Origin of the sequence: Streptomyces sp. NPDC059816 (assembly GCF_042732055.1) — a bacterium.
Taxonomy (GTDB): Bacteria; Actinomycetota; Actinomycetes; order Streptomycetales; family Streptomycetaceae; genus Streptomyces.
This window is the reverse complement of record NZ_JBHWIQ010000007.1, coordinates 172,034-198,394: the sequence shown is the minus strand read 5'-3', so window position 1 is coordinate 198,394 and position 26,361 is coordinate 172,034. Positions and strand designations below refer to the sequence as shown.

Genomic DNA, 26,361 nt, shown 5'->3' with positions numbered 1-26,361 from the left:
TTCGGTCCGTTGCATCCATGGTGAGACCCAGCCCGTAGGGTGTCAACCCTGTGGATAACTCCATGACGCTGTGCCGGGCGGGCGGCCCTGAGTACCGTTCCGGTGCGGAGGCGCGGGGCGGCGCGGCAGTCGGACAGGGAGTGGGGAGCGGGCGGTATGGACGCGTACGACAACGGGGTGCGGGGCGCCGGGGCGGCGGGGGGTGACGGTGCTGCTGCGCCGCCGGCTCCTGGGCCGTCGGCCGCTGAGGGCCCACCGGGCGCTGGGGGCCCGCCGGTCGCCGGCCCACCGGGTGCGGCGGGGCCGGTCCCTGCGGGGCCGCGGGGGGAGGACGTGTCCGCCGGGTCGCCCGCCGCTGATGCACCGGCTACGGACCCGTCGGCCGGCGACCCGCCGTTGGAGGACCCGCCGGCCGGGGACCCACCCGTCGCGGGCAAGCCGGTCGGCGGTCCGTCGGCCGGGAACGGGTCGGCCGGGGACCCGTCGACGGGGGACCTGCCCGTCGCTGGTACGGCGGCCGACGGTCCGTCGGCCGGGGACGCACCACCGGTGAACCCGTCGGTCGGGGACTCGTCGGGCCGGGAGCTGCCTTCCGTGGACGGTCCGGCTGGGGGCCCGTCGGCCGCTGGTCCGCCCGCCGGGGACGGGGCGGCCGGAGTTGCGCCGTCCGTGCGTCCGCCCGTCGCGGGCATGCCGGTCGGCGGTCCGTCGGCCGTGGACGCGTCGTCCGGGTGGCCGCTCGTCCGGGGCCTGCCGTCCGCGGACCTGCCGTCCGCGGACCTTCCGGCTGCGGGAACGCCGGCGGCCGGCCCGCAGCCTGGGCACGTACGGGCCGAGGGCGCGTCAGCCACGGGCGGGGCGGACGCCGGGGAGCCGACGGGTGGCGGCCCACCTGCCGGGAAGCCGCCCGCGAGGCCGCGGGCGGGGATAGCGGGGCTGCCCCTGGGGCAGCAGCTCACCGCCGCGCTCGCCCTCGTGCTGGCCGCCCTGGCCGTCGCCGCGCACCTCGGGCTGTCGTTCCTGCACGTCGCCCCGTCGAACACGATGACCAAGCAGTACGCCGACGCCATCGACGCGTGGATCTACCCCGAGTTCGAACAGAACTGGAAGCTGTTCGCCCCGAACCCGTTGCAGCAGAACGTGGCGGTGCACGCGCGCGCGCAAGTGCGTGACGAGGAAGGTCAGCGTCGTACCACCGGCTGGTACGACCTCTCCGCGCTCGACGGCGAGGCCATCAACGGCAACCTGCTGCCCAGCCACACCGAGCAGAACGAACTGCGCCGCGCCTGGGACTTCTTCGTCGGTTCGCACGACGCCCAGAACCAGCCCAACGGACTGCGCGGCACCCTTTCCGGGGAGTACGTGCGCCGCATCGTCGTGATGCGGCTCGAACGACTCCAGGACGAGGAGCGCGACGGCCGGGGCGGCACCATCGAAAGGGTCCAGGTGCGCGCCGCCACCACCAACGTCGCACCACCGTCATGGAGTGGTGAGACCGTCGATCTGAACCCGCACTACCGGCATGTGCCCTGGTGGTCGGTGACCGAGGACGACAGGCCGTTGGACGCGGCGGGCGACACCCGGGCGCGGTCCGACCGTACGGAGGAGACCCCGTGAGCGGGACCGGCAGCGCGCTCGCGCGCGGCATCGACCGGGTCACGGGCAGCGCCCTCGGCCCCCACCAGACGGCGATCGTCCGGATCGGGTTCTCGCTCACCTGGTTGCTGTTCCTGCTGTGGGAACTCCCGCACCGCCACCAGCTGTACGGACCCGACGGGCCGTGGAGCTGGAGCATGGCCCGGGACTGGACCGCCGACAACGGTGCCTTCACGGCCCTGATGTGGTTCGACGGCAACCTCTGGTTCGAGCTCGTCTACGGGCTCGCCGTGCTCTCCAGCGCGTTGCTGCTGCTCGGCTGGCGCACCCGCACCATGTCCGTGCTGTTCATGATCGGCGTGTTGTCGCTCCAGAACCGCAGCGTCTTCATAGGGGACGGCGGGGACAACGTCATCCATCTGATGGCGCTCTACCTGGTGCTCACCCGCTGCGGGCAGGTGTGGTCCCTGGACGCCCGTCGTGAGCGGCGGTCGTCCGCGGCGCTCGCCCGGGGCGAACGGGTCCGCGAGGACCGGGTGGGCCCGGTCCTGTGGTGGGTGCTGGGCGTCGCGCTGTCCGCACTCACGTTCAGCGGCGAGCTCGGATGGGTCTGGCTGGTCTTCTTCTGGGGCGTGTGGCTCGGGCTGGCCCTGTGGTGGGCCTTCGACCGGAAGGGTCCCGACCGTCTGAACCCGAACCGCCGACTGCTGGACGTCCTCGCCAACGTCGTCCACAACGCCGGACTGTTCGTGATCATGGCGGAGGCCTGTCTGATCTACGCCACCGCCGGCTGGTACAAGGTGCAGGGCTCGCGCTGGCAGGACGGCACGGCCGTCTACTACCCCTTGCACCTCGACTACTTCTCGCCCTGGCCGGCGCTCTCCGACCTGATGACGCAGTCCGGCACGTTCGTCATGCTGGTCACCTACGGCACGGTCATCGTGCAGGTCGCCTTCCCCTTCACACTGTTCAACCGCAAGGTCAAGAACGTCCTGCTCGCGGTCATGATCATGGAGCACTCGGTGATCGCGGTGACCCTGGGGCTGCCGTTCTTCTCCCTCGCCATGATCGCCGCGGACGCCGTCTTCCTGCCCACCTCGTTCCTGCGGCGGTTCGGGCGCGCGGTGACCCGGCTGTGGGAGCGCGTGCTCGGGGTGTTCCGCCGGGCCAAGGCGCCCGGGCCGCCGGGCCGGGACGACACGCAGGGCGCCGAGCCCAAGCCTGAACCCGAGCGCAAGTCCGGACCCGATCCCGTACCGGTTGCCGTGCCGGGGCAGCGGGCCGGGGAGGCGGGGCGTCCCGTACCGGCGGAGCCCGTGGGGGTCGGCGGGGACGGACCCGTGCGCCTCGGCAAGGACCCGGCCCCGGACCTGCCCGGGGACGGCGCGCCGCCCGTGGGGAGCCCGCGGTAGCCGGGGGCGCCGGCGCGGTGGTCGTGATGAGCCCGCGGTGTTCGTCGTGCGCCCGGGGCCGGGCCGCTGGGCTCCGCCCCGGGCGCACGTAGGCTGACCGGCATGAACCCGACGGGAGCCCAGCACACCGGCGACGCCGCCCGGGCGGTGAGCGCCTGGCGGGGGCTCGCCGACGGTGCCGTGCTGCTCGACGGGTTCCACGCCGTCAAGCACGCCCTGCGCTTCGAGGCGCGGGTGCCGCTCGTCCTGGCCGCCGACCGGGGCGCGGTGCTCGCCCTCGCGGACGAGTTGGCGCCCGACGTGGTGGCGCCGCTCGGCACGCTCCTGGTGGAGGTGCCCGAGGAGGACCTGCGCACCCTGGTGCCCCGGCTCCATCCCACCGGAGTGGCCGCGCTGGCGGTGCGCCCGGCGCGGGACCTCAACCTCGCCGCCCTGGCCCGGCGGCCCCGCACCACCCCCGTCATCGTGCTCGACCAGCCGCGCAACCTCGGCAACGCCGGGGCCGTGATCCGGCTCGCCGCGGGTTTCGGGGCGACCGGGGTGGTCACCACGGGCACCCTGGACCCCTGGCACCCCACGGTGGTGCGTGGCGGCGCCGGGCTCCACTTCGCCACCGCCGTGGAGCGCGTGGACGAGGTCGCCGACCTGCCCGAGGGGCCCCTGTTCGCGCTGGACGCCGAGGGCGAGGACATCCGGGGCGTCGTCCTGCCGGACGACGCCGTCCTCGCCTTCGGCTCCGAACGCAGCGGGCTGTCCGCCCCGTTGCGGGCCCGGGCCGACCGGTTGCTGTCGCTCCCGATGAACCCGCGGGTCTCCAGCTACAACCTCGCGACCAGCGTGGCCATGACGTTGTTCCACTGGTCGGCCCGGCAGGGAGCCCCGGCCGGCCCCTGAGCACCCGCCGGGAGGGACGGCGGGGGAGGCCTCAGACCGTGCCCCGCACCTCCACCACCCGGAAGCGGTTGGCCACGAACGCCCCGTCGCACAGGGCCGCGTTCGCCGCGGGGTTGCCGCCCGAACCGTGGAAGTCGGAGAAGGCGGCCGTCTGGTTGACGTACACCCCGCCGGTGAGGTTGAGCGAGAGCTGCGCGGACTCCTCCAGACAGACCTCCTCGACGCCGCGGGCCACCTCCGGCGAGGTGGTGTACGCCCCGACCGTCATCGCGCCCTTCTCGCGCACGGTGCGGCGGAGCAGTTCCAGGGAGGCGGCCGTCGAGTCGGTGGCCACGACGAAGGACACCGGGCCGAAGCACTCGCTGAGGTACGCGGCCCCGTCGTCCGGCTTGGCGCCGTCCAGGGTGACGATGCTCGGGGTGCGGACCACGGCGTCCGGGTACTCGGGATGGGTGAGCGCCCGGGAGGCGAGGGCGACCTCGCCCAGCTCCGGGGCGGCTTCGAGGCGGGCCCGTACCGCCGGGTTGACCAGGGCCCCCAGCAGGGCGTTCGCCCGGGCGTCGTCGCCGAGGAGGCCGTCGACGGCGGCCGACAGGTCGGCCACCACCTCCGCACGGGTCTTGTGGCCCGCGTCGGTGCTGATGCCCTCGCGGGGGATCAGCAGGTTCTGCGGGGTGGTGCACATCTGGCCGCTGTACAGGGACAGCGAGAAGGCCAGGTTGGACAGCATGCCCCGGTAGTCGTCGGTGGAGTCGATGACGACGGTGTTGACGCCCGCCTTCTCCGTGTACACCTGGGCCTGCCGGGCGTGGGTCTCCAGCCAGTCGCCGAACTCCGTGGACCCCGTGTAGTCGATGATCCTGACCTCGGGGCGCAGGGCCAGGGTCTTCGCCAGGCCCTCGCCGGGGCGTTCGGCGGCGAGCGCGACGAGGTTCGGGTCGAAGCCCGCGTCGGCGAGGACCTCGCGGGCCACCTGCACGGTGAGCGCCAGCGGCAGCACCGCGCGCGGATGGGGTTTGACGAGGACGGCGTTGCCCGTGGCGAGCGAGGCGAACAGGCCCGGATAGCCGTTCCAGGTGGGGAAGGTGTTGCAGCCGATCACCAGGGCGACCCCGCGGCCGACCGGGGTGAACCGCTTGGCGAGGGTCAGCGGCTCCCGCTTGCCCTGGGGCTTGACCCACTCGGCGGACCCCGGGGTGCGGACCTGCTCGGCGTAGGCGTAGGTGACCGCTTCGAGGCCGCGGTCCTGGGCGTGCGGGCCGCCCGCCTGGAAGGCCATCAGGAACGCCTGCCCGCTGGTGTGCATGACGGCGTGCGCGAACTCGTGGGTGCGGGCGTTGATCCGGGCGAGGACCTCCAGACAGACCGCGGCGCGCAGCTCGGGGCCGGCCGCCCGCCAGGCCGGCAGGGCGCTGCGCATCGCGGGGATCAGGACGTCGGGGTCCGGGTGCGGGTAGCTGACGTCCAGCGCCGGGCCGTAGGGCGAGGTCTCGCCGCCCACCCAGTCGTCGGTGCCGGGTTGGTCGAGGTCGAGCCGGGTGCCGAGGACGGCGTCGAAGGCCGCCCGGCCCTCCGGCGGGCCCAGGCTGCCGTTCTCGCCGTACGCCTTGGGGTGCTCGGGGTGCGGGGACCAGTACGCGCGGGTGGCGATCGCTTCCAGGGCCCGGTCCAGCACGGGTCGGTGGGCGGCGATCAGCGGGTGCGCGGTGGGTTCGGCGGACATGGACCAACTCCTCCTCGGGCCGGGTCCCTGTGGGGCCGGCGAGCTGGGCAGGAACGGGCGGACAGAGCTAGAGTAACCGAACGATCGGTCGGTACAAGGGGGTCCGGCGAAGCTGTGGACAACCTCGTGAGGGAGGATCTGCCAGCATGACAGCAATCGACCTCAGCAGCCCCGTGGCCGTGGTGGGTGCCGGCACCATGGGACAGGGCATCGCCCAGGTCGCGTTGACCGCCGGGCACCCCGTGCGCCTCCACGACGCCGCACCGGGCCGGGCCGCGTCCGCCGCGGCGGCGATCGGCGGCCGGTTGGACCGACTGGTGGCCAAGGGCCGGCTCGGCGCCGCCGAGCGGGACGCCGCACTGGCCCGGCTGGAGCCCGTCGACGCGCTCGCCGACCTCGCCGGCTCGGGGCTGGTGGTCGAAGCCGTGCTGGAGCGGCTGGACGTCAAACAGCGGCTGCTGGGCGAACTGGAGGACGTCGTCGACGACGACTGCCTGCTCGCCACCAACACCTCGTCCCTCTCCGTGACCGCCGTCGCCGGGGCGCTGCGGGTGCCGGGGCGCTGCGTGGGCCTGCACTTCTTCAACCCGGCGCCGCTGCTCCCGCTGGTGGAGGTGGTCTCCGGGTCCGCCACCGACTTCTCGTCCGCCACGCGTGCGTACGAACTGGCCCGCGGCTGGGGCAAGACCCCGGTGGCCTGCGCGGACACCCCCGGGTTCATCGTCAACCGGATCGCCCGGCCCTTCTACGCCGAGGCGTTCGCCGTCCACGAGTACCAGGGCGCCGACCCGGCCACCATCGACGCGGTGCTGCGCGAGAGCGGCGGCTTCCGGATGGGTGCCTTCGAACTCACCGACCTGATCGGGCAGGACGTCAACGAGGCCGTCACCCACGCGGTGTGGGAGGCGTTCTTCCGGGACGTGAAGTTCGCCCCGTCGCTCGCCCAGCGGCGCCTGGTCGAATCGGGCGCCCTCGGCCGCAAGTCGGGCCGCGGCTGGTACGCGTACGGGGACGGGGCCGAACAGCCCGAACCCCACACGGCGGACCCGGCCCCCGCGCCCGCGCACGTGGTGGTCGAGGGCGACCTCGGTCCCGCCGGCGCGCTCCTGGACCTGATACGCGGGGCGGGCATCCCCGTGCGCGAGGAGGACGAGGACCACGGCACCCGGTTGCTCCTGCCCGGCGGCGGTCAACTCGCCCTGGCCGACGGACAGACCTCCGTGGAGTTCCGGGACGTCGTCTACTTCGACCTCGCCCTCGACTACCGCGCGGCGACCCGGATCGCGCTGGCCGCCTCCCAGGACACCTCGCCGCGCACCCTGCGGGAGGCCACCGGGCTGTTCCAGGCGCTGGGCAAGGACGTGAGCGTCATCGGGGACGTGCCCGGGATGATCGTTGCCCGCACGGTGGCCCGGTTGATCGACCTCGCGATGGACGCCGTGGCCCGGGGCGTCGCCACCGAGGAGGACGTCGACACCGCCATGCGCCTCGGCGTCAACTACCCCCTGGGGCCCTTCGAGTGGAGCCGCCGGCTCGGCCGGAGCTGGGCCCACTCGCTCCTGGACGACCTGCACCTGCGCGACCCTTCGGGACGCTACGCCCCTTCGCTGGCGCTCTACCGCCACGCCTACGCCTCCGAGAAGCGGGAGCCCGCCTCATGACCGCCGTGAAGCGCGACACGTACACCCCCGAGTCCCTGCTCGCCGTGGCGGTGACCGTCTTCAACGAGCGGGGCTACGACGGCACCTCCATGGAGCACCTGTCCAAGGCGGCGGGGATCTCCAAATCGTCCATCTACCACCACGTGACCGGCAAGGAAGAACTGCTGAAGCGGGCCGTCAGCCGGGCGCTGGACCGCCTGTTCGGCATCCTCGACGAGGAACGCGCGTGCGGGGGGCGCGCGGTGGAGCGCCTGGAGCACGTCACCCGGCGCATGGTGGAGGTGCTGATAGACGAACTGCCGTACGTGACGCTGCTGCTGCGGGTGCGCGGCAACACCGACACCGAACGGTGGGCCCTGGAGCGCCGGCGGGAGTTCGACCACCGGGTGTCCGAGCTGCTCAGGGCCGCCGCGGCCGACGGGGACGTGCGCGGGGACGTCGACGTCAGGCTGGCCACCCGACTGGTCTTCGGGATGATCAACTCGATCGTGGAGTGGTACCGGCCGGACGGCCGCGGCCACGGTGACCAGGAGGTCTGCGAGGCCGTCGTCCGCCTGGTCTTCGAGGGCCTCCGCCACGAACCCTGACGGCCCCGCAGCGGTCACGGCTCGGGGTCGAGGTGGTCCTCCTCGAACACCAGCAGGGTCCGGGTGCTCAGCACCTCGGGGATGGCCTGGAGCCGGGTGAGGACCAGTTCGCGCAGCGCCCGGTTGTCGGCCGAGTGGACCAGCAGCAGCACGTCGAAGTCGCCGCTGACCAGGGCGATGTGCGCGGCCCCCGGCAGCGCGCGCAACTGCTCGCGGACCGTGCGCCAGGAGTTCTGGACGATCTTCAGCGTGATGTACGCGGAGGCCCCCTGCCCCGCCCGTTCGTGGTCGACGCGGGCGCCGAAGCCCCGGATGACCCCGTCGTCGATGAGACGGTTGATGCGGGCGTAGGCGTTGGCCCGGGAGACGTGGACCCGCTCGGCGACCGACCGTATCGAAGCGCGCCCGTCGGCCTGGAGGATCTGGAGGATGTCCCGGTCGATCGCGTCCAGGGGGCGGGCCGGCAACTCGGGGAGCGCGAACGGCGTGCCGCCGAGGTTCCCCGGATCTTCGGTCCCGCCCTCGCCCTCGGGCCCGTCGACCATTCGTTCAGCTGCCATGTCCCCCCGCCTCCCTATCATGGACGTACTGCGTTCATCCCAGGCTGTGGAGAACCGTTTGTCCACAGCCCGGGATGGCCTGTAGCCAAAATGTGCCGCTGACCGAACAATCGGTAGGTGAGGCGCGCACCCCGTCGGCGCCTCAGCCGCTCCCCCCGAGGAGCCCCGTCGACGAGGAGGTGCACGTGTGAAGAGGCACAGCACACCGGTCATGGACCAGCACGGGACGTACGTCCCCAACCCGCCCCCCGCTTGGACCCCGCGCACCGACCCCGCCCCGCTGCTGCCCGACGCCGAGCCGTACCGGGTGCTCGGCACCCCGGCGGCCCGTCGCACGGACACGGCACTGCTGCGCACGCTCCACGCCCAGCTGGTCAGGGGCCGCCGCTACAACACCCAGGCGACCGCGCTGACCAAGCAGGGCCGGCTCGCCGTCTATCCGTCGAGCACCGGACAGGAGGCGTGCGAGATCGCCGCGGCCCTCGCCCTCGAAGAGCGCGACTGGCTGTTCCCCAGCTACCGCGACACGCTCGCCGTGATCGCCCGGGGCGTCGACCCGGTGGAGACGCTGACCCTGCTGCGCGGCGACTGGCACACCGGCTACGACCCCCATGTGCACCGGGTCGCTCCGCTCAGCACGCCCCTCGCGACCCAACTGCCGCACGCCGTGGGCCTGGCGCACGCGGCCCGGCTCAAGGGCGACGACGTGGTGGCGCTGGCGATGGTCGGCGACGGCGGCACCAGCGAGGGCGACTTCCACGAGGCCCTGAACTTCGCCGCGGTCTGGGGCACCCCGGTCGTCTTCCTCGTCCAGAACAACGGCTTCGCGATCTCCGTGCCGCTGGCCAAACAGACCGCCGCCCCCTCCCTGGCGCACAAGGCCGTCGGGTACGGGATGCGCGGCCGGCTGGTGGACGGCAACGACGTCCTCGCCGTGCACGAGGTCCTCACCGAGGCGGTCGCCCGGGCGCGGAACGGGGAGGGGCCGACCCTGGTGGAGGCCATCACGTACCGCGTCGAGCCGCACACCAACGCCGATGACGCGGGCCGCTACCGCGCGGCCTCCGACGTGGACGTCTGGCGCGCCCACGACCCCGTCGACCTGATCGAGGCGGAGCTGACCGCGCGCGGACTGCTCGACGAGGACGCCCTGCGGGCCGTCCGCGAGGACGCCGAGGAGATGGCGGCCGATCTGCGGGCCCGGATGAACCAGGACCCCGCACTCGACCCGATGGACCTGTTCGCGCACGTCTACGGGGAGCCGACCCCCCAGCTGCGCGAACAGGCGGCCCGACTGCGCGCCGAGCTCGCCGCCGGCAACGACGAGCGCGCCGACGCCGCTGGTACTGGCGACGGCCGGGGCGTCCAGGACGGCAGGGGCAGCCAGGACGGCCCGGCGGGTCGGCACGGGTACGGGCACGAGGGGACCGCACGATGAGCGCCACCGTCACCGCGAAACCCGCGACCATGGCCCAGGCCCTCGGGCGGGCCCTGCGGGACGCGATGGCCGAGGACCCGGCCGTGCACGTCATGGGCGAGGACGTCGGCGCCCTCGGCGGGGTCTTCCGGATCACCGACGGCCTCGCCGCCGAGTTCGGCGAGGAACGCTGCGCGGACACCCCGCTCGCCGAGGCCGGCATCCTGGGCACCGCCGTCGGGATGGCCATGTACGGGCTGCGACCCGTCGTGGAGATGCAGTTCGACGCGTTCGCCTACCCCGCGTTCGAACAGCTCGTCTCGCACGTCGCCCGGATGCGCAACCGGACCCGCGGCGCCATGCCGTTGCCGCTGACCGTCCGGGTGCCCTACGGCGGCGGCATCGGCGGCGTGGAGCACCACAGCGACTCCTCCGAGGCGTACTACATGGCCACGCCCGGACTGCACGTCGTGACCCCCGCGACCGTCGCCGACGCGTACGGACTGCTGCGCGCCTCCATCGCCTCCGACGATCCGGTGCTCTTCCTGGAGCCCAAGCGGCTCTACTGGTCCAAGGCCGATTGGAACCCGGACCGCCCCGCAGCCGTTGACCCCCTGGGACGCGCGGTGGTGCGGCGCACGGGTCGCGACGCCACGCTCCTGACGTACGGGCCGTCCGTCCCCGTCTGCCTGGAGGCGGCCGAGGCGGCGACGGCGGAGGGCTGGGACCTGGAGGTGGTGGACCTGCGTTCGCTGGTGCCGTTCGACGACGCGACGGTCTGCGCATCGGTGCGCAGGACGGGTCGCGCCCTCGTGGTGCACGAGGCGAACGGCTTCGGCGGACCGGGCGGCGAGATCGCGGCGCGGGTCACCGAGCGCTGCTTCCATTACCTTGAGGCCCCAGTACTGCGTGTGGCCGGGTTCGACATCCCGTATCCGCCGCCGATGCTCGAACGGCACCACCTGCCGGGCGTCGACCGGATCCTGGATGCCGTGGCCCGGCTTCAGTGGGAGGCGGAGGGCTGATGGCACAGGTGCTGGAATTCAAGTTGCCGGACCTAGGGGAAGGGCTGACGGAGGCGGAGATAGTCCGCTGGCTCGTGGAGGTCGGTGACGTCGTCGCCGTGGACCAACCGGTCGTCGAGGTGGAGACCGCCAAGGCGATGGTCGAGGTGCCCTGCCCGTACGGGGGCGTGGTCACCGCCCGCTTCGGCGAGGAGGGCACGGAACTGCCCGTCGGTGCTCCGCTGATCACCGTCGCGGTGGGCGCCAAGGCCACCGAGGTCCTGCCCGCGGACGGCACGGACCGCGCGCACGCCGCGGACGGCCCGCACGGCACCGACCCGAGCGGCACCGCACGGACCACTGCCGGCTCCGCAGGTTCCGCCGGTTCCGTCGGCTCCGCGGGCGGTGCTCCTGGCGCGCCGGCGGGTGACGCGGCCTCGGGCAACGTGCTCGTCGGGTACGGCACGGGCGCGGCGCCCGCGCGCCGGCGCCGGGTCCGCCCCGGCGCCCTCGCCCCCGCCGGGTCCGCCCCGGCGCCCCTTCCGGCGGCGCGCGGCGAGGGACCGGTCCCCGTGATCTCGCCGCTGGTGCGCAAGCTCGCCCGGGAGCACGGCATCGACCTCGCCGAGCTGGCCGGATCGGGACCCGACGGGCTGATCCTCCGCGCGGACGTGGAGTACGCCCTCGCCGCGCGGACGCATCTGCGCGCCGTACCGGGCCAGGAACCGGCTCCCGCCGCGGGCATCCCCACTCCGCCGCGGTCCCCCGCCGCGCCGGCCCCGACCCGGGCGAGCGCCCCGGCCGGGCCCCCGGCCCCGTCGAACGCGGCGGCGACGGCGGTCGCCCCGGCATCCATCGAGCGCCGTGCGCCCGCCGTCGGCGCGTCTGGTGGCACGCGTATCCCCTTGCGGGGCGTGCGCGGCGCGGTCGCCGACAAACTGGCGCGCAGCCGCCGCGAGATACCCGAGGCGACCGTCTGGGTCGACGCCGACGCCACGGAGCTCCTGCGGGCGCGCACCGCGATGAACGCGGCGGGCGGGCCGCGGATCTCCCTGCTCGCCCTGTTGGCCCGGATCTGTGTGGCGGGACTCGCCCGGCACCCCGAACTGAACGCCACCGTCGACCCGGACGCCCGCGAGATCGTCCAGCTCGACGCCGTCCACCTGGGCTTCGCCGCGCAGACCCCGCGCGGGCTGGTCGTCCCCGTCGTCAAGGACGCCCACACCCGCGGCACGGAGTCCCTGAGCGCCGAGGTCGCCCGCCTCACCGACCGGGCCCGCGAGGGTGCCCTCGGCCCGGTGGAACTCACCGGCGGCACGTTCACCCTCAACAACTACGGCGTCTTCGGCGTCGACGGCTCCACACCGATCATCAACCACCCGGAAGCGGCCATGCTCGGGGTCGGCCGGATCATTGCGCGGCCCTGGGTCCACGAAGGGGAGCTGGCGGTCCGCCAGGTCGTCGAGCTGACCCTGACCTTCGACCACCGGGTCTGCGACGGCGGTACGGCCGGCGGTTTCCTGCGGTACGTCGCCGACTGCGTGGAACAGCCCGCGGTGCTGCTGCGCACCCTCTGACCGCGCGGACCGAACCCCCGGGGCGGCGCGGTTTCGGCCAACGCCCATACTCGGGGGATGACCGCGCACGACGGCGCGCACGACGCCGTGGTCCTCGCCGGCGGCGCCGCCCGCCGTCTCGACGGGGCCGACAAACCAGGGGTACGGGTGGGTGGCCGCACGCTGCTCGACCGGGTCCTCGCGGCCTGCGCGGGCGCCCGGACCACCGTGGTCGTCGCGGACCGGCGTCGCACCGAGCGCCCGGTGCGCTGGACCCGGGAGGAACCTCCCGGACAGGGCCCCGTCGCGGCGCTCGACGCCGGACTGCGCCAGGTCACCGCCCCGGTGACCGTCGTGCTCTCGGCGGATCTGCCGTTCCTCACCCCGGGCACCGTCCGGGACCTGGTCGCCGCGCTGGACGCGGGAGCCGCCGAGGCCGCCCTGCTCGCCGACGCCGAAGGCCGCGTGCAGCCGCTGGTCGCCGCCTATCGGACCGAGCCCCTGCGCCGGGCGCTCGACGGCCTCGCCGACCGCCACGGGAGCCTGGCCGGGCTCCCCCTGCGCGCCCTCGTTCCGCTGCTGACGGTGACCACCCTCGCCGACCCCGTCGCCTCCTTCGACTGCGACACCTGGGAGGACATCGCGTCGGCACGGGCCCAGATCAGGGAGCATGGGCGCGTGCTGGACGAATGGATGACTGCGGTCAAGGACGAGCTGCGCCTCGACCTGGACGTCGACACCGCGCTGTTGCTGGACCTCGCCCGGGACGCCGCCCACGGGGTGGCGCGACCCGCGGCGCCCCTGACGACGTTCCTCGTCGGCTATGCGGCGGCCCGGGCCGGCGGAGGGCCCGAAGCGGTCGCCGCGGCGGCCCGCCGAGCCGCGGAACTGGCCGCCCGTTGGGCGGCGGAGCCCCCTGAACGGCCCGCCGTTCCCGAACAGCCCACCGCCGACCGGTCCGCTGCCGACCCGGCCGCCGAGACCGTCCACCCGGACGCGCCATGACCACACCGCCACCGGACGACCATCTCGCCCTGTACGAGGCCCTGACCCGTCAGCCGCTGCTCCCCGATCCAGCGCCGCCGGAACCCGGGCACCCCGAGGAACCCGGCCGCGTACGGGGGGAACGACATCCGCAGGCCACCTCCCCGGACGCCACGGCCTTCGACGCAGCTCCCGACGCCACCGCCCTCGACGCCACCGCCCGTGACGCCACCCCCCTCGACCCCGGCGACCCCCACCCCGCCGCCCCGGGCACCCGCTCCCGTACCCACGTCCGTACCCGCTCCCGTACCGACTCCCTTACCCACGGCGGACCCCCGCACCCGATCGACCTCCACGCCACTGCCTGGCCCGACGCACGGCGCACCGCCGAGTCGGCGGGCGCCACGGCCCGCCGGGCGAACGCCCCGGTCAGCGTTCCGCTGCACTCGGCCGCCGGCATGGTCCTCGCCACCCCGCTGACCGCCCTGACGGACCTTCCGTCGTTCGACACCTCCGCCATGGACGGCTGGGCGGTGTCCGGCCCCCCGCCCTGGAGCGTCCGGGACGACGGACTCCTCGCCGGGACGGCACCGTTCCCGCGCCTCAGCGACGGCGAAGCCGTACGGATCGCCACCGGCGCCCGCGTCCCCCCGGACACCACCGCCGTCGTCCGTACCGAACACGCCCGCACCGACCACCACGGACGGCTCCACCCGGACCGGGCGGTCCCGCAGGGCCAGGACATCCGCCCCCGCGCCCAGGAGTGCCGCCGGGACGACCCGCTGCTCCCGCCCGGGACCCTCGTGACCCCGGTCGTCGTCGGCCTGGCCGCCGCCGCGGGATACGACATGCTCACCGTGGTCCCGCGGCCCACCGTGGACGTCCTCGTCCTCGGCGACGAACTGCTGCGCCGAGGGCTCCCCCACGACGGCCTGATCCGCGATGCGCTCGGCCCGCTGCTGCCCCCCTGGCTCAGCGCGCTCGGTGCCGAGGTCACCACCGTCCGCCACCTCGGCGACGACGCGACCGGTCTGTACGGGGCCGTGGCCGGCTCCACGGCCGACCTGGTGGTCACCACCGGAGGAACCGCCGCGGGTCCGGTCGACCATGTGCACGCCGTTCTGGAGCGACTCGGTGCGGTGCTCCTGGTGGACGGTGTGCGCGTGCGCCCCGGCCACCCGATGCTGCTCGCCCGACTGGGCACCCCCACCCTCCGTGCCCGGTTCCTGGTCGGTCTGCCCGGCAATCCGCTCGCCGCGGTGTCCGGTCTGCTGACCCTCGCCGAGCCCCTGATCCGCACCCTGGCGGGACGTACCCCTCCGGAGCCCTACCCGGCACCGGTACGGGACGAGGTGGCGGGACACCGGGACGACACCCGGCTCGTCCCCGTGGCCCTGCGTGCCGACACCGCCGTGCCGCTGCACTACACCGGACCGGCGATGCTGCGGGGGATCGCCGCGGCCGACGGGCTGGCGGTGGTACCGCCCGGGGGGGCCCGTGCGGGGCAGGAGTTGGAGATCCTCGACCTTCCCTGGTCCATGTCCGCACTTGGGGTGTGTTTCACGTGAAACTTCCAGGCCAAGACGCGATCGCGCGTCAGGCCGATGATCATTTGGTCACCGGGCGCATCAAGTTGCCCAAGCGGGTGGTCGAACGCCCGCTGCTCCAGGTCGCCAAGCGCGTGCTGATGGCGCTGCTGGTGCTCGTCAGCACGGCCCTCATCGTCTACTTCGACCGTGAGGGCTACGGAGACAACTCCGACGAATCGGTTGACCTGCTCGACGCGTTCTACTACGCCACCGTCACCCTCTCCACCACCGGGTACGGCGACATCACTCCGGTCAGCGACGGGGCGCGGCTCATCAACATCCTGGTCATCACCCCCCTGCGGGTGGTGTTCCTGATCATCCTGGTCGGTACGACCCTGGAGGTGCTCACCGAGCGCACCAGGGAGGAATGGCGGCTCAGCCGCTGGAGGTCCAACTTGCGTGACCACACCGTCGTCGTGGGCTTCGGCACCAAGGGGCGCTCGGCGGTCCAGACCGTCTGCGCGACGGGGCTGAGCAAGGACCAGGTGGTGATCGTCGACCCGAGCAGCAAGGTCATCGAGGTGGCCACCGCAGAAGGGTTCGTCGGGGTGATCGGCGACGCCACCCGCAGTGACGTCCTGTTGCGGGCCGAGTTGCAGAAGGCGCGTCAGATCATCATCGCCACCCAACGCGACGACACGGCGGTGCTGGTGACCCTCACCGCCCGTCAGCTGAACCGTGCGGCGAAGATCGTGGCGGCGGTCCGCGAGGAGGAGAACGCACCGCTGCTGCGCCAGTCCGGCGCCGATGCGGTCATCACCAGCGCCAGCGCGGCCGGGCGGCTGCTCGGTCTCTCGGTGCTCAGCCCCAGCGCGGGACGGGTCATGGAGGACCTGATCCACCAGGGCAGCGGCCTCGACATCGTGGAACGACCGGTCATAAAGGCCGAGGTGGGACTCACCGCCCGGGAGACCGAGGACCTGGTGGTGAGCGTCGTCCGGGGCCACCGGGTGCTCGGCTACGACGACCCCGCCATCGGCAAGCTCCAGTTGACGGACCGGCTCATCACCATCGCCCGGGCTTCGGCCCGGACCGCGGGGTCGCAGTAGCCTCGCGCCATGCATGCGATCAGTGTTGCCGAGGCCGGTGGTCCCGAAGTGCTCACCTGGGGGGAGGTGCCGGACCCCGTCCCCGCTGAGGGCGAGGTCCTGATCGAGGTGGTGGCCAGTGCCGTCAACCGGGCCGACCTGTTGCAGCGGCGCGGTCTGTACGACCCGCCGCCCGGCGCCTCGCCCCATCCCGGGCTGGAGTGTTCCGGGCGGATCGCCGCCCTGGGGCCCGGGGTCGCGGGATGGTCCGTCGGCGACGAGGTGTGCGCCCTGCTCTCCGGTGGCGGTTACGCGGAGCAGGTCGTGGTGCCGGTCGGCCAGCTGCTGCCGCGGCCCGGGAACCTCTCCCTGGTGGAGGCCGCCGCGCTGCCCGAGGTCGCCTGTACGGTCTGGTCGAACCTGTTCGTGGTCGGGCACCTGCGGCCCGCCGAAACGGTGCTGATCCACGGCGGGGGCAGTGGGATCGGGACGCTCGCGATCCAACTCGCCAAGGCGGTGGGGGCCCGGGTCGCCGTCACCGCGGGCAGTGCGGAGAAGCTGCGCCGCTGCGCCGAGCTGGGCGCGGACGTGCTGATCGACTACCACGAGCAGGACTTCGTCGAGGAGGTCCGACGGGCCACCGGGGGCGCGGGGGCCGATGTGGTGCTCGACATCGTCGGCGCCGCGTACCTGGAGCGGAACGTGCAGGTGCTGGCGGTGAACGGTCGGCTCGTGATCATCGGCTTGCAGGGCGGGGCGAAGGCCGAACTGAACCTCGGGGCGCTGCTGGCCAAGCGGGGCGCGGTCGCGGCGACCTCCTTGCGGGGGCGCCCCCCGGCGGAGAAGGCCACGATCGTCGCCGCGGTGCGGGAACACGTCTGGCCGCTGGTCGCGGCCGGACGGGTGCGGCCCGTCGTGGACCGGAGCCTGCCGATGCGGGACGCCGCTGCGGCCCACCGGGTGCTGGAGGACGGCGACAACATCGGAAAGGTGCTGCTCACCGTCTGACCGTGCGCTGCGGACGGGCGCACCCCGGACGGACCCCTCCGGGATGCCGGCGCCCCGGGCCCGTGTGAGGGTGGGCCGCGGGGATGGCTCTGTCCGGAGGGCGGTCGCTGTGGCTGCGTGGCTGGGTGCGTTCGGCGGGACCGCCGCGGTCCTGACGGCGCTGCTCCTGGGGCCGCTGGGCTCCGGTCCGGCGCGCGCACTGGTGCCCCCCGCCCCCGCCCCCTCCTTCGGGTCCGGGGCGCCGACGGGTGGTGCCGCCGGCCCCTCCCGTGCACCGATCCCCGCCCCGGAGAGCGCCGGCGGTGGCGAGGGCCGTCCACGGCCGGTGCGGCCCCCGGGCCAGCCGCTTCCGCGTGATCCGGCCCCGCACGATCCGGCCGGGACGCCCGCCGTACCGACGCCGGGCGGGCGTTCCGACAGTGCACCGGCCGGCGCGGGCCCCGGTCCCGGTGGGCGCCCGGGCCCGGCGCACGCGTCCGGGCCCGCGGCCGGGAGCCCCGCCGCGGCACCCTCCCGCACCGGGGCCCCCGCCCCGGAGGAGTCCCGCGCCGGTAGCCGTCACGGTGAGGGGCGTCCTCGTCCCGGTCGGCCCGAGGGCGAACCGCCCCGGCGCGACCCGAGCGCGGTACCCACCGCGTCCACCGCGCCGAGGCCGGACGGTCTCCACGACGGACCGGTGGGCGGTCGCCCGGACCTGGACCCGGACCCGGACACCGCATCCGACTTCGGTGCGGACCCCGGAATCGACTCCGAAGCGGACTCCGAAGGGGACTCCGAGGCCGGCGAGGCCGACGGGCGGGCCATGGACGACGCGCCGCAGGTCCCGCCCTCCCCTGCGCACGGGCCGGCCTCCGAGGTCCTCTCCCTGGGCAGCGGGCTGCTGCTGATGGGGCTGGGCCTCGGATACCTGGGCTGGCGGCTGCGGCAGTCCTGACGGCGACCGTCACCGTCGGACGGGGGCCGACGCGGTGCGCGACACCCCCCGTCCGGCGGTGGCCCGCCCGGCCCCGACGGACGGAACGATCACGATCCACGGGGTACCACGCCGACGGGTGCTCCGGTGCGCGACAATGAGCCCATGGAGATGCCGAGGAACGAACGGTCGCCGGAGAGCCCCCAGGTCCTGGTCGTGGGCCAGGACGGAATGGCTCTCGGCGGCGGAGACGAGGACTCCCGCGAGGTGCCGGTCACGGAGATGGTGGAGCAGCCGGCCAAGGTCATGCGCATCGGCAGCATGATCAAGCAGCTCCTCGAAGAGGTGCGGGCCGCCCCCCTCGACGACGCGAGCCGGCAGCGCCTCAAGGAGATCCACGCCAGTTCCGTCAAGGAGCTGGAGGACGGGCTCGCCCCGGAGCTGGTGGACGAGCTGGAGCGGCTGTCGCTGCCCTTCACGGACGAGGCGACGCCGAGCGACGCGGAGCTGCGGATCGCCCAGGCCCAGCTGGTCGGTTGGCTGGAGGGCCTGTTCCACGGCATCCAGACCACGCTGTTCGCCCAGCAGATGGCGGCCCGCGCCCAGCTCGAACAGATGCGGCGGGCCCTGCCGCCGGGCGTCGGCGGCGACGAGGACCACGGCCACCCGGGCGGCCGGACGGGCGGCCCGTACCTGTAGGCCCGGTCACGGGGTTCGACGACGGGCCGTCCCCCACCGTGTGGACGCTGTCGGTTCGCCCGGCCCCCGCGATGCCCCACCGAGCGTCAGCTCGGTGGGGCATCGTGCTGGGAAGCGGCGGGTGCGGGCCCTGCGCCGTTCCCCGGCGCTGAGCCACCTGCCACCGGCACCGAGCGCCTTCGGAGGAACCTCGCCCTTCCGCATCCACGGACCGCCGTCCGCGGGAAGGAGCGGAGAGGACGAATCCATGACGAGGGCCGAGCCCGCTCGTGACCGAAGCCGCGGTTCGGAGGAGGAGCGGCGATCCATGGCTGCGACGAGCGAAGCGCCCCCCGACGCCGTGGTGGTCGGAGCGGGGCTCGCCGGGTTGGCGTGCGCGGGGGACCTGCTGCGGGCTGGGCTGAGCGTCCGGGTGGTGGAGGCGTCGGACGGCGTGGGCGGTCGGATGCGGTCCGACCGGCACGAGGGCTTCGTCATCGACCGCGGCTTCCAGGTGTTCAACACGTCCTACCCCCAGGTGAAACGACGGCTGACCCTGCGCGCCCTGAAACTGCGTCCCTTCACCGCGGGGGTGTTGGTGCACACCGAGCGGGGTCGCCTCCGCTTCACCGATCCCACCCGTGCACCCCACCGGCTCGGGGACCTCCGCCCCGGGCGCCTCGGTTCCGCGCGGGACCTCCTGGCGCTGGGGATGCTCTCGGCACGGGACGCCCTCGGGCCGGTCGAGCCGCTCAAGCGCGCCGAGGACCGCACCACGAGGACCGCGCTCTCGGCGGCGGGTTTCTCCGAAGAGTTCATCGAGTGGCTCTTCCGGCCCTTCCTGTCGGGCGTGTTCCTGGAGGACGAGCTGGAGACCTCCAGCCGCTTCTTCCATCTGGTGTGGCGCAGCATGGTGCGGGGCACGCTCTGTCTTCCCGCCCGGGGCATCGGTGCGGTGCCCGCCCAGCTCGCGGCGGGGCTCCCGGCCGAGGTGGTGTCGTGGGACCGTCCGGTGGAGCGGCTCACCGACGACGGAGTGCTGCTCGCGTCGGGGCAGGAGATCGCCGCGCCCGCGGTGGTGGTGGCGACCGGTCCCGGAGCGGCTGCCTCGCTGCTCCCCGGGCTCGTGGTACCGGCCTCGCGCGTGGTCACGACCTACTACCACGCCACGGACGGCCGCTCCCCGTTGGGCGAGCCGACCCTGTTGATCGACTCCGGGCGCCGGTTCCTCAACACCTGCGTGCTGAGCGAGGTCCAGCCGGGGTACGCGCCCGCAGGCCGCCATCTGATCGCGACCTCCGTGCTCGGTACCGATGAACCGGGGCGCGAAGCCCTCCTGAGGGCGGCACTGGCCGAGGTCTACGACACCGGAACCGACGGCTGGGAGCTCTTGACCGTACGTACGGTTCCCGATGCGCTGCCCGCCATGCCGCCTCCGCAGCCGCTCGGCCGTACGGCGAGGGTGGGCCCGGGGCGTTACGTCTGCGGCGACCACCGGGCCACCGGCTCGGTGCAGGGTGCGCTGGCCTCGGGCGCCAGGGCGGCGCGGACCGTGCTCCGAGACCTCGCGTCCTCGACCTGACGCTTCACCTGCCCAGAAGTGCCTGAGCATCCTGAACCGGTGTGGCGCCCGGTGCATCCGGAACGACAGCACCGCGGGAATCCCGATCATCGGATGGTTCGACGCCATGCGGTGATGCAGACCGGCCGGGGAACCCTCGGCCCGGACGGATTCGGTTCTCCCTCAAGGGCCCGGGCGGTCTTCGAGGCAAGTGAACGTGATCACTCGGAGCACGCATGTCCACCACACCGCGACGGGCCCGTTGGCTGATCCCCGTGGCCCTGCTCGTCGCCTGGCTCGCGATCGGCGGTGGGCTGGGCCCCTTCGCGGGGAAGCTGGGTGAGGTCGCCACCAACGACCAGGCCGCCTTCCTGCCGCGCAGTGCGGAGTCGACGCGGGTCATCACGGAGCAGCGGGCCTTCCAGCAGCGGGAGACGGTGCCCGCCCTCGTGGTGTGGACCGCCGACGACGGTGGTCGCTTGGACGGGGCGCAGCGCGCCGCGGCCACCCGGGCACTGGCCTCCGTCGCCGGCGAACCCGGTGTGGAAGGGCGGCCCTCCCCCGCACTGCCCTCGCGCGACGGTCGGGCGCTCCAGGGGATCGTGCAACTCGGCCCCGACCTCGGGGACGGGCTGGAGAGCACCCTCGACCGGGTGCGGAAGGCTGCCGGGGGCGTGCCCGGTGCCACGGCGGAGTTGGCGGGGCCGGCCGCTGCGCAGGCGGACCTGTCGGACGCCTTCGCCGGGATCGACGGGCTGTTGCTGGGGGTGGCCCTCGCCGCGGTGCTGGTGATCTTGTTGTTGGTGTACCGGAGCGTGCTGCTGCCGCTGGTCATCATCGTGGGGTCGGTGTTCGCGCTGGGTCTGGCGTGCGCCGTGGTGTACTTCCTCGCCGATCGCGGGGTGGTGCGGGTGGACGGTCAGGTCCAGGGCATCCTGTCGATCCTGGTGATCGGTGCGGCGACGGACTACGCCCTGTTGGTGACGGCGCGCTACCGCGAGGAACTCGCCCGCACGACGGACCGGTTCCTCGCGGTGCGGGCCGCGCTGCGGCAGTCCACGGGGGCGATCGTCGCGAGTGCGGCCACGGTCGCGCTGGGGCTGTTGGCGTTGCTGCTGAGCGATCTCACCAACAATCGCGCGCTCGGACCCGTCGGCGCCATCGGAATCGTCTGTGCGGTGCTGAGCGCCCTGACCTTCCTCCCGGCGGTGCTGGTGCTGCTCGGTCGGGCCGCGTACTGGCCGGCCGCGCCCCCTTCGGCGGAGTCGGCCGCGAGCCCCTCGGGGATATGGCCCCGGGTGGCCGCCTTGGTCGACCGGGCGCCCCGCCGGGTGTGGTCCCTCTCGCTGGTGGGCCTGTTGGTCTGCGCGGCCTTCGCGCCCGCGCTCACGTCGAAGGGGGTGCCGCTGGACGAGATCTTCGTCAAGGACGCGCCGTCCGTCTCCGCCCAGCGCACGCTCGCCCGGCACTTCCCGGGCGGGTCGGGCAATCCGGCGGTCGTCATCGCCGCCGCGGATCGGGCGGAGCAGGTGGTGGAGGTGGCGGGCCGTACCCGAGGGGTGGCCTCCGTCGCGGCGGTGACGGAGTCGGGGCGCCCCGGTGGTGGTCCACCGCTCGTCGTCGACGGTCGGGTGCGCATCGACGTCACCCTCCAGGACGCGGCGGACAGCGATGCGGCGAAGGACGCGGTGGCCCGGCTGCGCACGTCGCTGCACGCCGTGCCCGACGCGGCGGCGCTCGTGGGTGGCTACACGGCTCAGCAGTACGACACCCAGGTCACCGCGGAACGGGACCGCACGGTCATCGTTCCCGTCGTCCTGGTCATCATCTTGATCATCCTGATGGGACTGTTGCGCTCGTTGGTGATGCCGCTCCTGTTGGTGTCCACCGTGGCACTGAACTTCCTGGCCACCCTCGGTGTCTCGGCCCTGGTCTTCGAACACGTCTGGGGATTCGCCGGGACCGACTCGTCCGTACCGCTCTACGGTTTCGTGTTCCTGGTGGCGCTCGGCGTGGACTACAACATCTTCCTGATGTCCCGGGTACGGGAGGAGTCCCTGCGCCACGGGGTGCGCGCGGGAGTCCTGAAGGGGCTCGTCGCGACCGGCGGAGTGATCACCTCCGCGGGGGTCGTGCTGGCGGCGACGTTCGCCGCGCTCGGGGTGATCCCGCTCGCCTTCCTCGTCCAGATCGCCTTCATCGTGGCCTTCGGGGTGCTGCTCGACACCTTGGTGGTGCGCTCGTTGCTCGTCCCCGCACTGGTGCGGGACATCGGCCCCGCGTCCTGGTGGCCGGGGGTGTTGAGCCGGCGTCCGGGCGGGCGGGACGTCTGAGATACGGGTCCGGGAACCTACTGCGCGGGGTTGCCGGTGGAGACGTCGAGCTGGATGGTCGGCGGGTTCTCGGGGTCGAAGTCGGTGCCCGCCTGCGGGAACTGCTTCATCACCGCCCCGTCACCGTACGTGTTCTCGTTGACGTCGGTGGTGTCGAAGCGCCACCCGCCGGCCTGGAGGCACTTCTTCACCGAGTCGATGTGCTTCATCACGAAGTTCGGCATCTCGACCTTGCCCTCGTCGGTGTACGACGTCTCGGGCTCGCTGCACTCCGTGTCCTCGATGGCCTTCGTGGTGTCCGGACCGCGGTACCCGTCGGCGACCTTCGGCGCGGACGCGGTCGGGCTGGACCCGGCGCCCGGCTCGTCCTCGCCGTTGCCGCCGAAGGAGTTGATGATGCCGCCGAGGACGCCGAGGGCGAGGAAGACCCCCACCACGACCGCCACGGTGTTGCGCTTGCGCTTGCCGCCCGGCCCCCGGGAACCCTGCTGCGGCCCCACGGCGTAGGGGGCCGGCGCCTGCTGCGTCACCCCGTACCCGACGGACGGACCCGGCGCCGGGGTCCCGTACCCCTGCTGCGGATAGCCGTACCCCGGTCCGGCGCCGTGCGGCTGCGGGGGCGCCGGCTGCGCGGGGGACGGCGTGGGCGGACCGTAGGGACCCGGCTGGTACGGCGCGTGCACGGGGCCCGGCGCGGGCGCCGCGGACCGGTCCACCGGCGGGAAGACGGCCGAGCCGACGCCCGCCCCGCTCGCGGTCGGCGCCCCCGGCACGATGCTGGGCGCGACCTGCTGGAGCGACTGGGCGACCCGCAGGCACTCGTCGCGCATCGCCTCGGCGCTGGGGAAGCGCTCGTTCGGGTTCTTCCGCAGGGCCCGCGCCACCAGCGCGTCCACCGCCGGCGGCACCGACCGGTTGATGGTCGACGGGGCGACCGCGTTCTCCTGGACGTGCGCGTACGCGATGGCCAGCGCCGAATCCGCCTCGAACGGCAGCCGCCCGGTGACCAACTGGAACAGCATGATGCCGACGGAGTACAGGTCGGAGCGGGCGTCGACGCCGCGGCCGAGGGCCTGCTCCGGCGAGAGGTACTGCGGGGTGCCCACGACCATGCCGGTCTGCGTCATCGACGTGACCCCGGACTGCATGGCCCGGGCGATGCCGAAGTCCATGACCTTGGTGACGCCGCGCTTGGTCATCATCACGTTGCCGGGCTTGATGTCCCGGTGGACCAGCCCCATTTCGTGGCTGATTTCCAGCGCCGCCAGTACATCGGCGGTGATCTTCAGCGCGTTGTCCGTGGACATCGCGCCGAACTGCTTGACGTCCGACTCCAACAACGAACCGAGCGGCCGGCCCTCGACGTACTCCATGACGATGTACGGGGTGGTGCTGCCGTTCAGCTCGTCCTCACCGGTGTCGTAGACCGACACGATGTTGGTGTGGGTGAGCTTGGCCACGGACTGCGCCTCGCGGCGGAACCGCTCCCGGAACGCGGGCTCGCGCCCGAGTTCGGTGTGCAGGGTCTTGACCGCGACCTGACGGTCGAGCACCGAGTCGTAGGCCAGGTGGACGGAGGCCATGCCGCCCTCGCCGAGCAGGTCCCGCAGCTGGTAGCGTCCACCGCCGACCGAACGCCCTGCGTAGTGACCCTGCGCGCGGTCCTGGCTCATGGTCTGCGTCCCCCATCGGCGCGGTCGGTGACTGTCGCCCGGCTCCCGCGTTCGGTGATCGATTGTGCTATTCCCGGCCAAGTCTGCCGGAGGTCACTGACACGTCAAGTTCGGTGCCCGTTCCGTGACCGTACGCGAATGAAGCGTCGCGGAAGCGTTACCGCCCCTGTGGGCACCCGGACACAGGATTTGCCCCGAACGCGACGGTACGGGTTTGATGGCCGGTCCATCTCGGACCGTGGGGGTCGTCGAAGGCTGTAGCGTTGGCAGGCGGAGACCGTAACAACCACCGCACGTACGCGGGCAGAAACGACGGCGAGGACTGATGGCACAGACGCAGCGCGCCCAGGGCCCGTCCGACCCCGAGGCATCTGGCGGCGGCATGGGTGACGCGCCGGAGAACTGGGGCAACGGCGGACTGGTCGGGGACGGCCGGTACCGGCTCACCCACCGGCTGGGCCGGGGCGGCATGGCCGAGGTGTTCGCGGCCGAGGACGTCCGACTGGGCAGGACCGTCGCCGTGAAGCTGCTGCGCGCGGACCTCGCCGAGGACCCGGTGTCCAAGGCCCGGTTCACCCGCGAGGCGCAGTCGGTCGCCGGGCTCAACCACCACTCGGTCGTCGCCGTGTACGACTCGGGCGAGGACCAGGTCGGCCACCAGACGGTGCCGTACATCGTCATGGAGATCGTCGAAGGCCGCACGATCCGCGACCTGTTGATCAACGCCGAGGCCCCCGGGCCCGAGCAGGCACTGATCATCGTCTCGGGAGTGCTGGAAGCCCTCGCCTACTCGCACCAGCACGGCATCGTGCACCGCGACATCAAGCCCGCGAACGTCATCATCACCCACAACGGTGCCGTGAAGGTGATGGACTTCGGCATCGCGCGCGCCCTGCACGGCGCGCAGTCGACCATGACCCAGACCGGCATGGTCATGGGCACCCCGCAGTACCTCTCCCCCGAGCAGGCCCTCGGCAAGGCCGTCGACCACCGCTCCGACCTGTACGCGACGGGCTGTCTGCTCTACGAACTCCTCGCACTGCGCCCGCCGTTCACCGGTGAGACCCCGCTGTCGGTCGTCTACCAGCACGTCCAGGACATTCCGGTGCCCCCGTCGGAGGTCTCCGACGGGGTCCCGCCGGAGCTGGACGGCCTGGTCATGCGGGCCCTCGCCAAGGACCCCGACGACCGCTTCCAGACCGCCGAGGAGATGCGCGGCCTGATCCAGTACGGCATCCAGATGCTGTACGAGCAGGGCAGCCACACCGGCACCTGGAACACCGGGCCGGTCAACGGTCACGACGCCGCCCACACGCCCGCGATGGGCATGGCCGGCACCACCGCCCTGCCGCACCCCGAATCCGGCACCACGCAGATCCCGCAGCCCATGCTGCGCCCGCCCGGTGACGACGGGGGCTACGGCGGTTACGGCGGCTACGACCAGGGTTACGACCACGACGGCAACGGGGGCGGGCGCAAGAACAAGCTGTGGCTGCTGGCCGTGCTCGCCGTGGTCGCGGTGGTCGTGGGTGTCGCCCTGGCCGTGCGGGGCATGGGCAACGACGACACCGGCGACGGACAGAAGACGGAGAACAAGCCCTCGACGTCCCAGTCGCAGAAGACGGACAAGCCGAGCAAGAAGCCGGAGACGGAGAGCTCGCCCAGCCAGTCCAACAACTGGGGCAACGGCACCAGCAGCGGCAGTAGCAGCGGTAGCGGCAACGGCACCTACAACCCGCCCCGGCAGCAGCAGCCGGGCGGTACCGGCGGCAAGCAGTCGTACTCGCAGCGGCCCACCGGCCAGGCTTCGCAGCCGGCCACCCAGCCGCCGGCCACCACCAGCCAGCAGCCCACCGGCGGGCAGTCGCAGGGCAACGGCGGCCAGCCCACGGGCGGCAACACCGCCCCGGTGACCGGTGGTAACGACGGCGGTGCCGACAACGGAGGCGCTGCCAATGGTGGCGGCGATGCCGCGAACGGTGGCGGCGATGCGGCGGGCGGCTCCGGTGAAGCCGCGGGTGGCGGGGCGGGGGCCGGGGGCGGCGCGGCGGATGGTGGCGGGGGTGACCCCCCGCAGCAGTAGCTTCTCCCCCCTCCGGCGGGGACGGCTCCCGTTCGTCTGTCTGCTGCGGGTCCGCGGGGGTTGCTCGCGCAGTTCCCCGCGCCCCTAAAGGGGCGCCCCGA

General features: G+C 73.5%; 20 protein-coding genes. 17 read left to right on the top strand and 3 right to left on the bottom strand.

All coding sequences use genetic code 11. From position 1 onward, the window contains the following. Positions 1-669 precede the first annotated feature (669 nt). The 3 genes from ACFV88_RS12250 to ACFV88_RS12240 all read left to right on the top strand — a co-directional run bounded on the left by ACFV88_RS12250 (position 670) and on the right by ACFV88_RS12240 (position 3,902). Positions 670-1,617, top strand: coding sequence for a DUF5819 family protein (locus tag ACFV88_RS12250; RefSeq protein WP_385489169.1), 948 nt, complete (start codon positions 670-672; stop codon positions 1,615-1,617). After that, the gene (locus tag ACFV88_RS12245) at positions 1,614-3,008 is read left to right on the top strand and encodes an HTTM domain-containing protein (RefSeq protein WP_385489166.1); all 1,395 of its coding nucleotides are present in this window, start codon (positions 1,614-1,616) and stop codon (positions 3,006-3,008) included. Before ACFV88_RS12250 ends, ACFV88_RS12245 begins: the two co-directional genes overlap by 4 nt. Positions 3,009-3,110: 102 nt before the next feature. Continuing rightward, positions 3,111-3,902, top strand: a complete 792-nt coding sequence (locus ACFV88_RS12240; protein ID WP_385489163.1) for a TrmH family RNA methyltransferase — start codon at positions 3,111-3,113, stop codon at positions 3,900-3,902. Positions 3,903-3,933: 31 nt separating this feature from the next. On the opposite strand, the gene paaN is transcribed toward ACFV88_RS12240, so the two are convergent. Further along, positions 3,934-5,625, bottom strand: coding sequence for a phenylacetic acid degradation protein PaaN (paaN, locus tag ACFV88_RS12235; protein ID WP_385489160.1), 1,692 nt, complete (start codon positions 5,623-5,625; stop codon positions 3,934-3,936). A gap of 146 nt (positions 5,626-5,771) precedes the next feature. Here paaN and ACFV88_RS12230 point away from each other — a divergent pair, with 146 nt between their 5' ends. Both ACFV88_RS12230 and ACFV88_RS12225 read left to right on the top strand, forming a co-directional pair. Beyond that, complete coding sequence (locus tag ACFV88_RS12230; protein WP_385489158.1) at positions 5,772-7,286, top strand: 3-hydroxyacyl-CoA dehydrogenase; 1,515 nt, start codon at positions 5,772-5,774, stop codon at positions 7,284-7,286. Further along, on the top strand, positions 7,283-7,873 hold the full coding sequence (locus ACFV88_RS12225; RefSeq protein ID WP_385489156.1) for a TetR/AcrR family transcriptional regulator: 591 nt from the start codon (positions 7,283-7,285) through the stop codon (positions 7,871-7,873). The genes ACFV88_RS12230 and ACFV88_RS12225 overlap by 4 nt, the downstream gene beginning before the upstream one ends. Positions 7,874-7,887: 14 nt before the next feature. Here ACFV88_RS12225 and ACFV88_RS12220 read toward each other — a convergent pair whose 3' ends face one another. Further along, the gene (locus tag ACFV88_RS12220) at positions 7,888-8,433 is read right to left on the bottom strand and encodes an Lrp/AsnC family transcriptional regulator (RefSeq protein WP_385489153.1); all 546 of its coding nucleotides are present in this window, start codon (positions 8,431-8,433) and stop codon (positions 7,888-7,890) included. Between the two features lie 211 nt (positions 8,434-8,644). Between ACFV88_RS12220 and pdhA the strand changes: the two genes are divergently transcribed. The 11 genes from pdhA to ACFV88_RS12165 all read left to right on the top strand — a co-directional run bounded on the left by pdhA (position 8,645) and on the right by ACFV88_RS12165 (position 22,504). Continuing rightward, complete coding sequence (gene pdhA / locus ACFV88_RS12215; protein WP_385489400.1) at positions 8,645-9,871, top strand: pyruvate dehydrogenase (acetyl-transferring) E1 component subunit alpha; 1,227 nt, start codon at positions 8,645-8,647, stop codon at positions 9,869-9,871. Beyond that, positions 9,868-10,875: an alpha-ketoacid dehydrogenase subunit beta gene (locus ACFV88_RS12210; protein ID WP_385489150.1), complete on the top strand. Its 1,008-nt coding sequence runs from the start codon at positions 9,868-9,870 to the stop codon at positions 10,873-10,875. The genes pdhA and ACFV88_RS12210 overlap by 4 nt, the downstream gene beginning before the upstream one ends. Continuing rightward, entirely contained in the window at positions 10,875-12,431 is a 1,557-nt protein-coding gene (locus ACFV88_RS12205) for a dihydrolipoamide acetyltransferase family protein (protein WP_385489147.1), read from the top strand. The genes ACFV88_RS12210 and ACFV88_RS12205 overlap by 1 nt, the downstream gene beginning before the upstream one ends. A gap of 57 nt (positions 12,432-12,488) precedes the next feature. Further along, positions 12,489-13,415: an NTP transferase domain-containing protein gene (locus tag ACFV88_RS12200; protein WP_385489144.1), complete on the top strand. Its 927-nt coding sequence runs from the start codon at positions 12,489-12,491 to the stop codon at positions 13,413-13,415. Beyond that, the gene (locus ACFV88_RS12195; RefSeq protein ID WP_385489142.1) at positions 13,412-14,962 is read left to right on the top strand and encodes a molybdopterin molybdotransferase MoeA; all 1,551 of its coding nucleotides are present in this window, start codon (positions 13,412-13,414) and stop codon (positions 14,960-14,962) included. Before ACFV88_RS12200 ends, ACFV88_RS12195 begins: the two co-directional genes overlap by 4 nt. After that, positions 14,950-16,032, top strand: a complete 1,083-nt coding sequence (locus tag ACFV88_RS12190) for a potassium channel family protein (protein WP_385489139.1) — start codon at positions 14,950-14,952, stop codon at positions 16,030-16,032. The genes ACFV88_RS12195 and ACFV88_RS12190 overlap by 13 nt, the downstream gene beginning before the upstream one ends. Positions 16,033-16,041: 9 nt before the next feature. Next, positions 16,042-17,019 carry an NAD(P)H-quinone oxidoreductase gene (locus tag ACFV88_RS12185; RefSeq protein WP_385489136.1) on the top strand — a complete coding sequence of 326 codons (978 nt, stop codon included), beginning with the start codon at positions 16,042-16,044 and terminating at the stop codon, positions 17,017-17,019. Between the two features lie 676 nt (positions 17,020-17,695). Continuing rightward, the gene (locus tag ACFV88_RS12180; protein WP_385489133.1) at positions 17,696-17,953 is read left to right on the top strand and encodes a hypothetical protein; all 258 of its coding nucleotides are present in this window, start codon (positions 17,696-17,698) and stop codon (positions 17,951-17,953) included. Positions 17,954-18,097: 144 nt separating this feature from the next. Continuing rightward, positions 18,098-18,631: a bacterial proteasome activator family protein gene (locus tag ACFV88_RS12175; protein WP_385489130.1), complete on the top strand. Its 534-nt coding sequence runs from the start codon at positions 18,098-18,100 to the stop codon at positions 18,629-18,631. A gap of 307 nt (positions 18,632-18,938) precedes the next feature. Next, a complete protein-coding gene (locus tag ACFV88_RS12170) occupies positions 18,939-20,192 on the top strand; it encodes an NAD(P)/FAD-dependent oxidoreductase (RefSeq protein WP_385489128.1) in 1,254 nt (417 codons plus the stop codon). 215 nt (positions 20,193-20,407) lie between these two features. Beyond that, on the top strand, positions 20,408-22,504 hold the full coding sequence (locus ACFV88_RS12165) for an MMPL family transporter (RefSeq protein ID WP_385489125.1): 2,097 nt from the start codon (positions 20,408-20,410) through the stop codon (positions 22,502-22,504). Positions 22,505-22,521: 17 nt separating this feature from the next. On the opposite strand, the gene ACFV88_RS12160 is transcribed toward ACFV88_RS12165, so the two are convergent. Next, positions 22,522-24,177 carry a protein kinase gene (locus ACFV88_RS12160; RefSeq protein ID WP_385489123.1) on the bottom strand — a complete coding sequence of 552 codons (1,656 nt, stop codon included), beginning with the start codon at positions 24,175-24,177 and terminating at the stop codon, positions 22,522-22,524. A gap of 325 nt (positions 24,178-24,502) precedes the next feature. On the opposite strand from ACFV88_RS12160, the gene ACFV88_RS12155 reads away from it, so the two are divergent. Next, the gene (locus ACFV88_RS12155) at positions 24,503-26,260 is read left to right on the top strand and encodes a protein kinase (RefSeq protein WP_385489120.1); all 1,758 of its coding nucleotides are present in this window, start codon (positions 24,503-24,505) and stop codon (positions 26,258-26,260) included. Positions 26,261-26,361 lie beyond the last annotated feature (101 nt).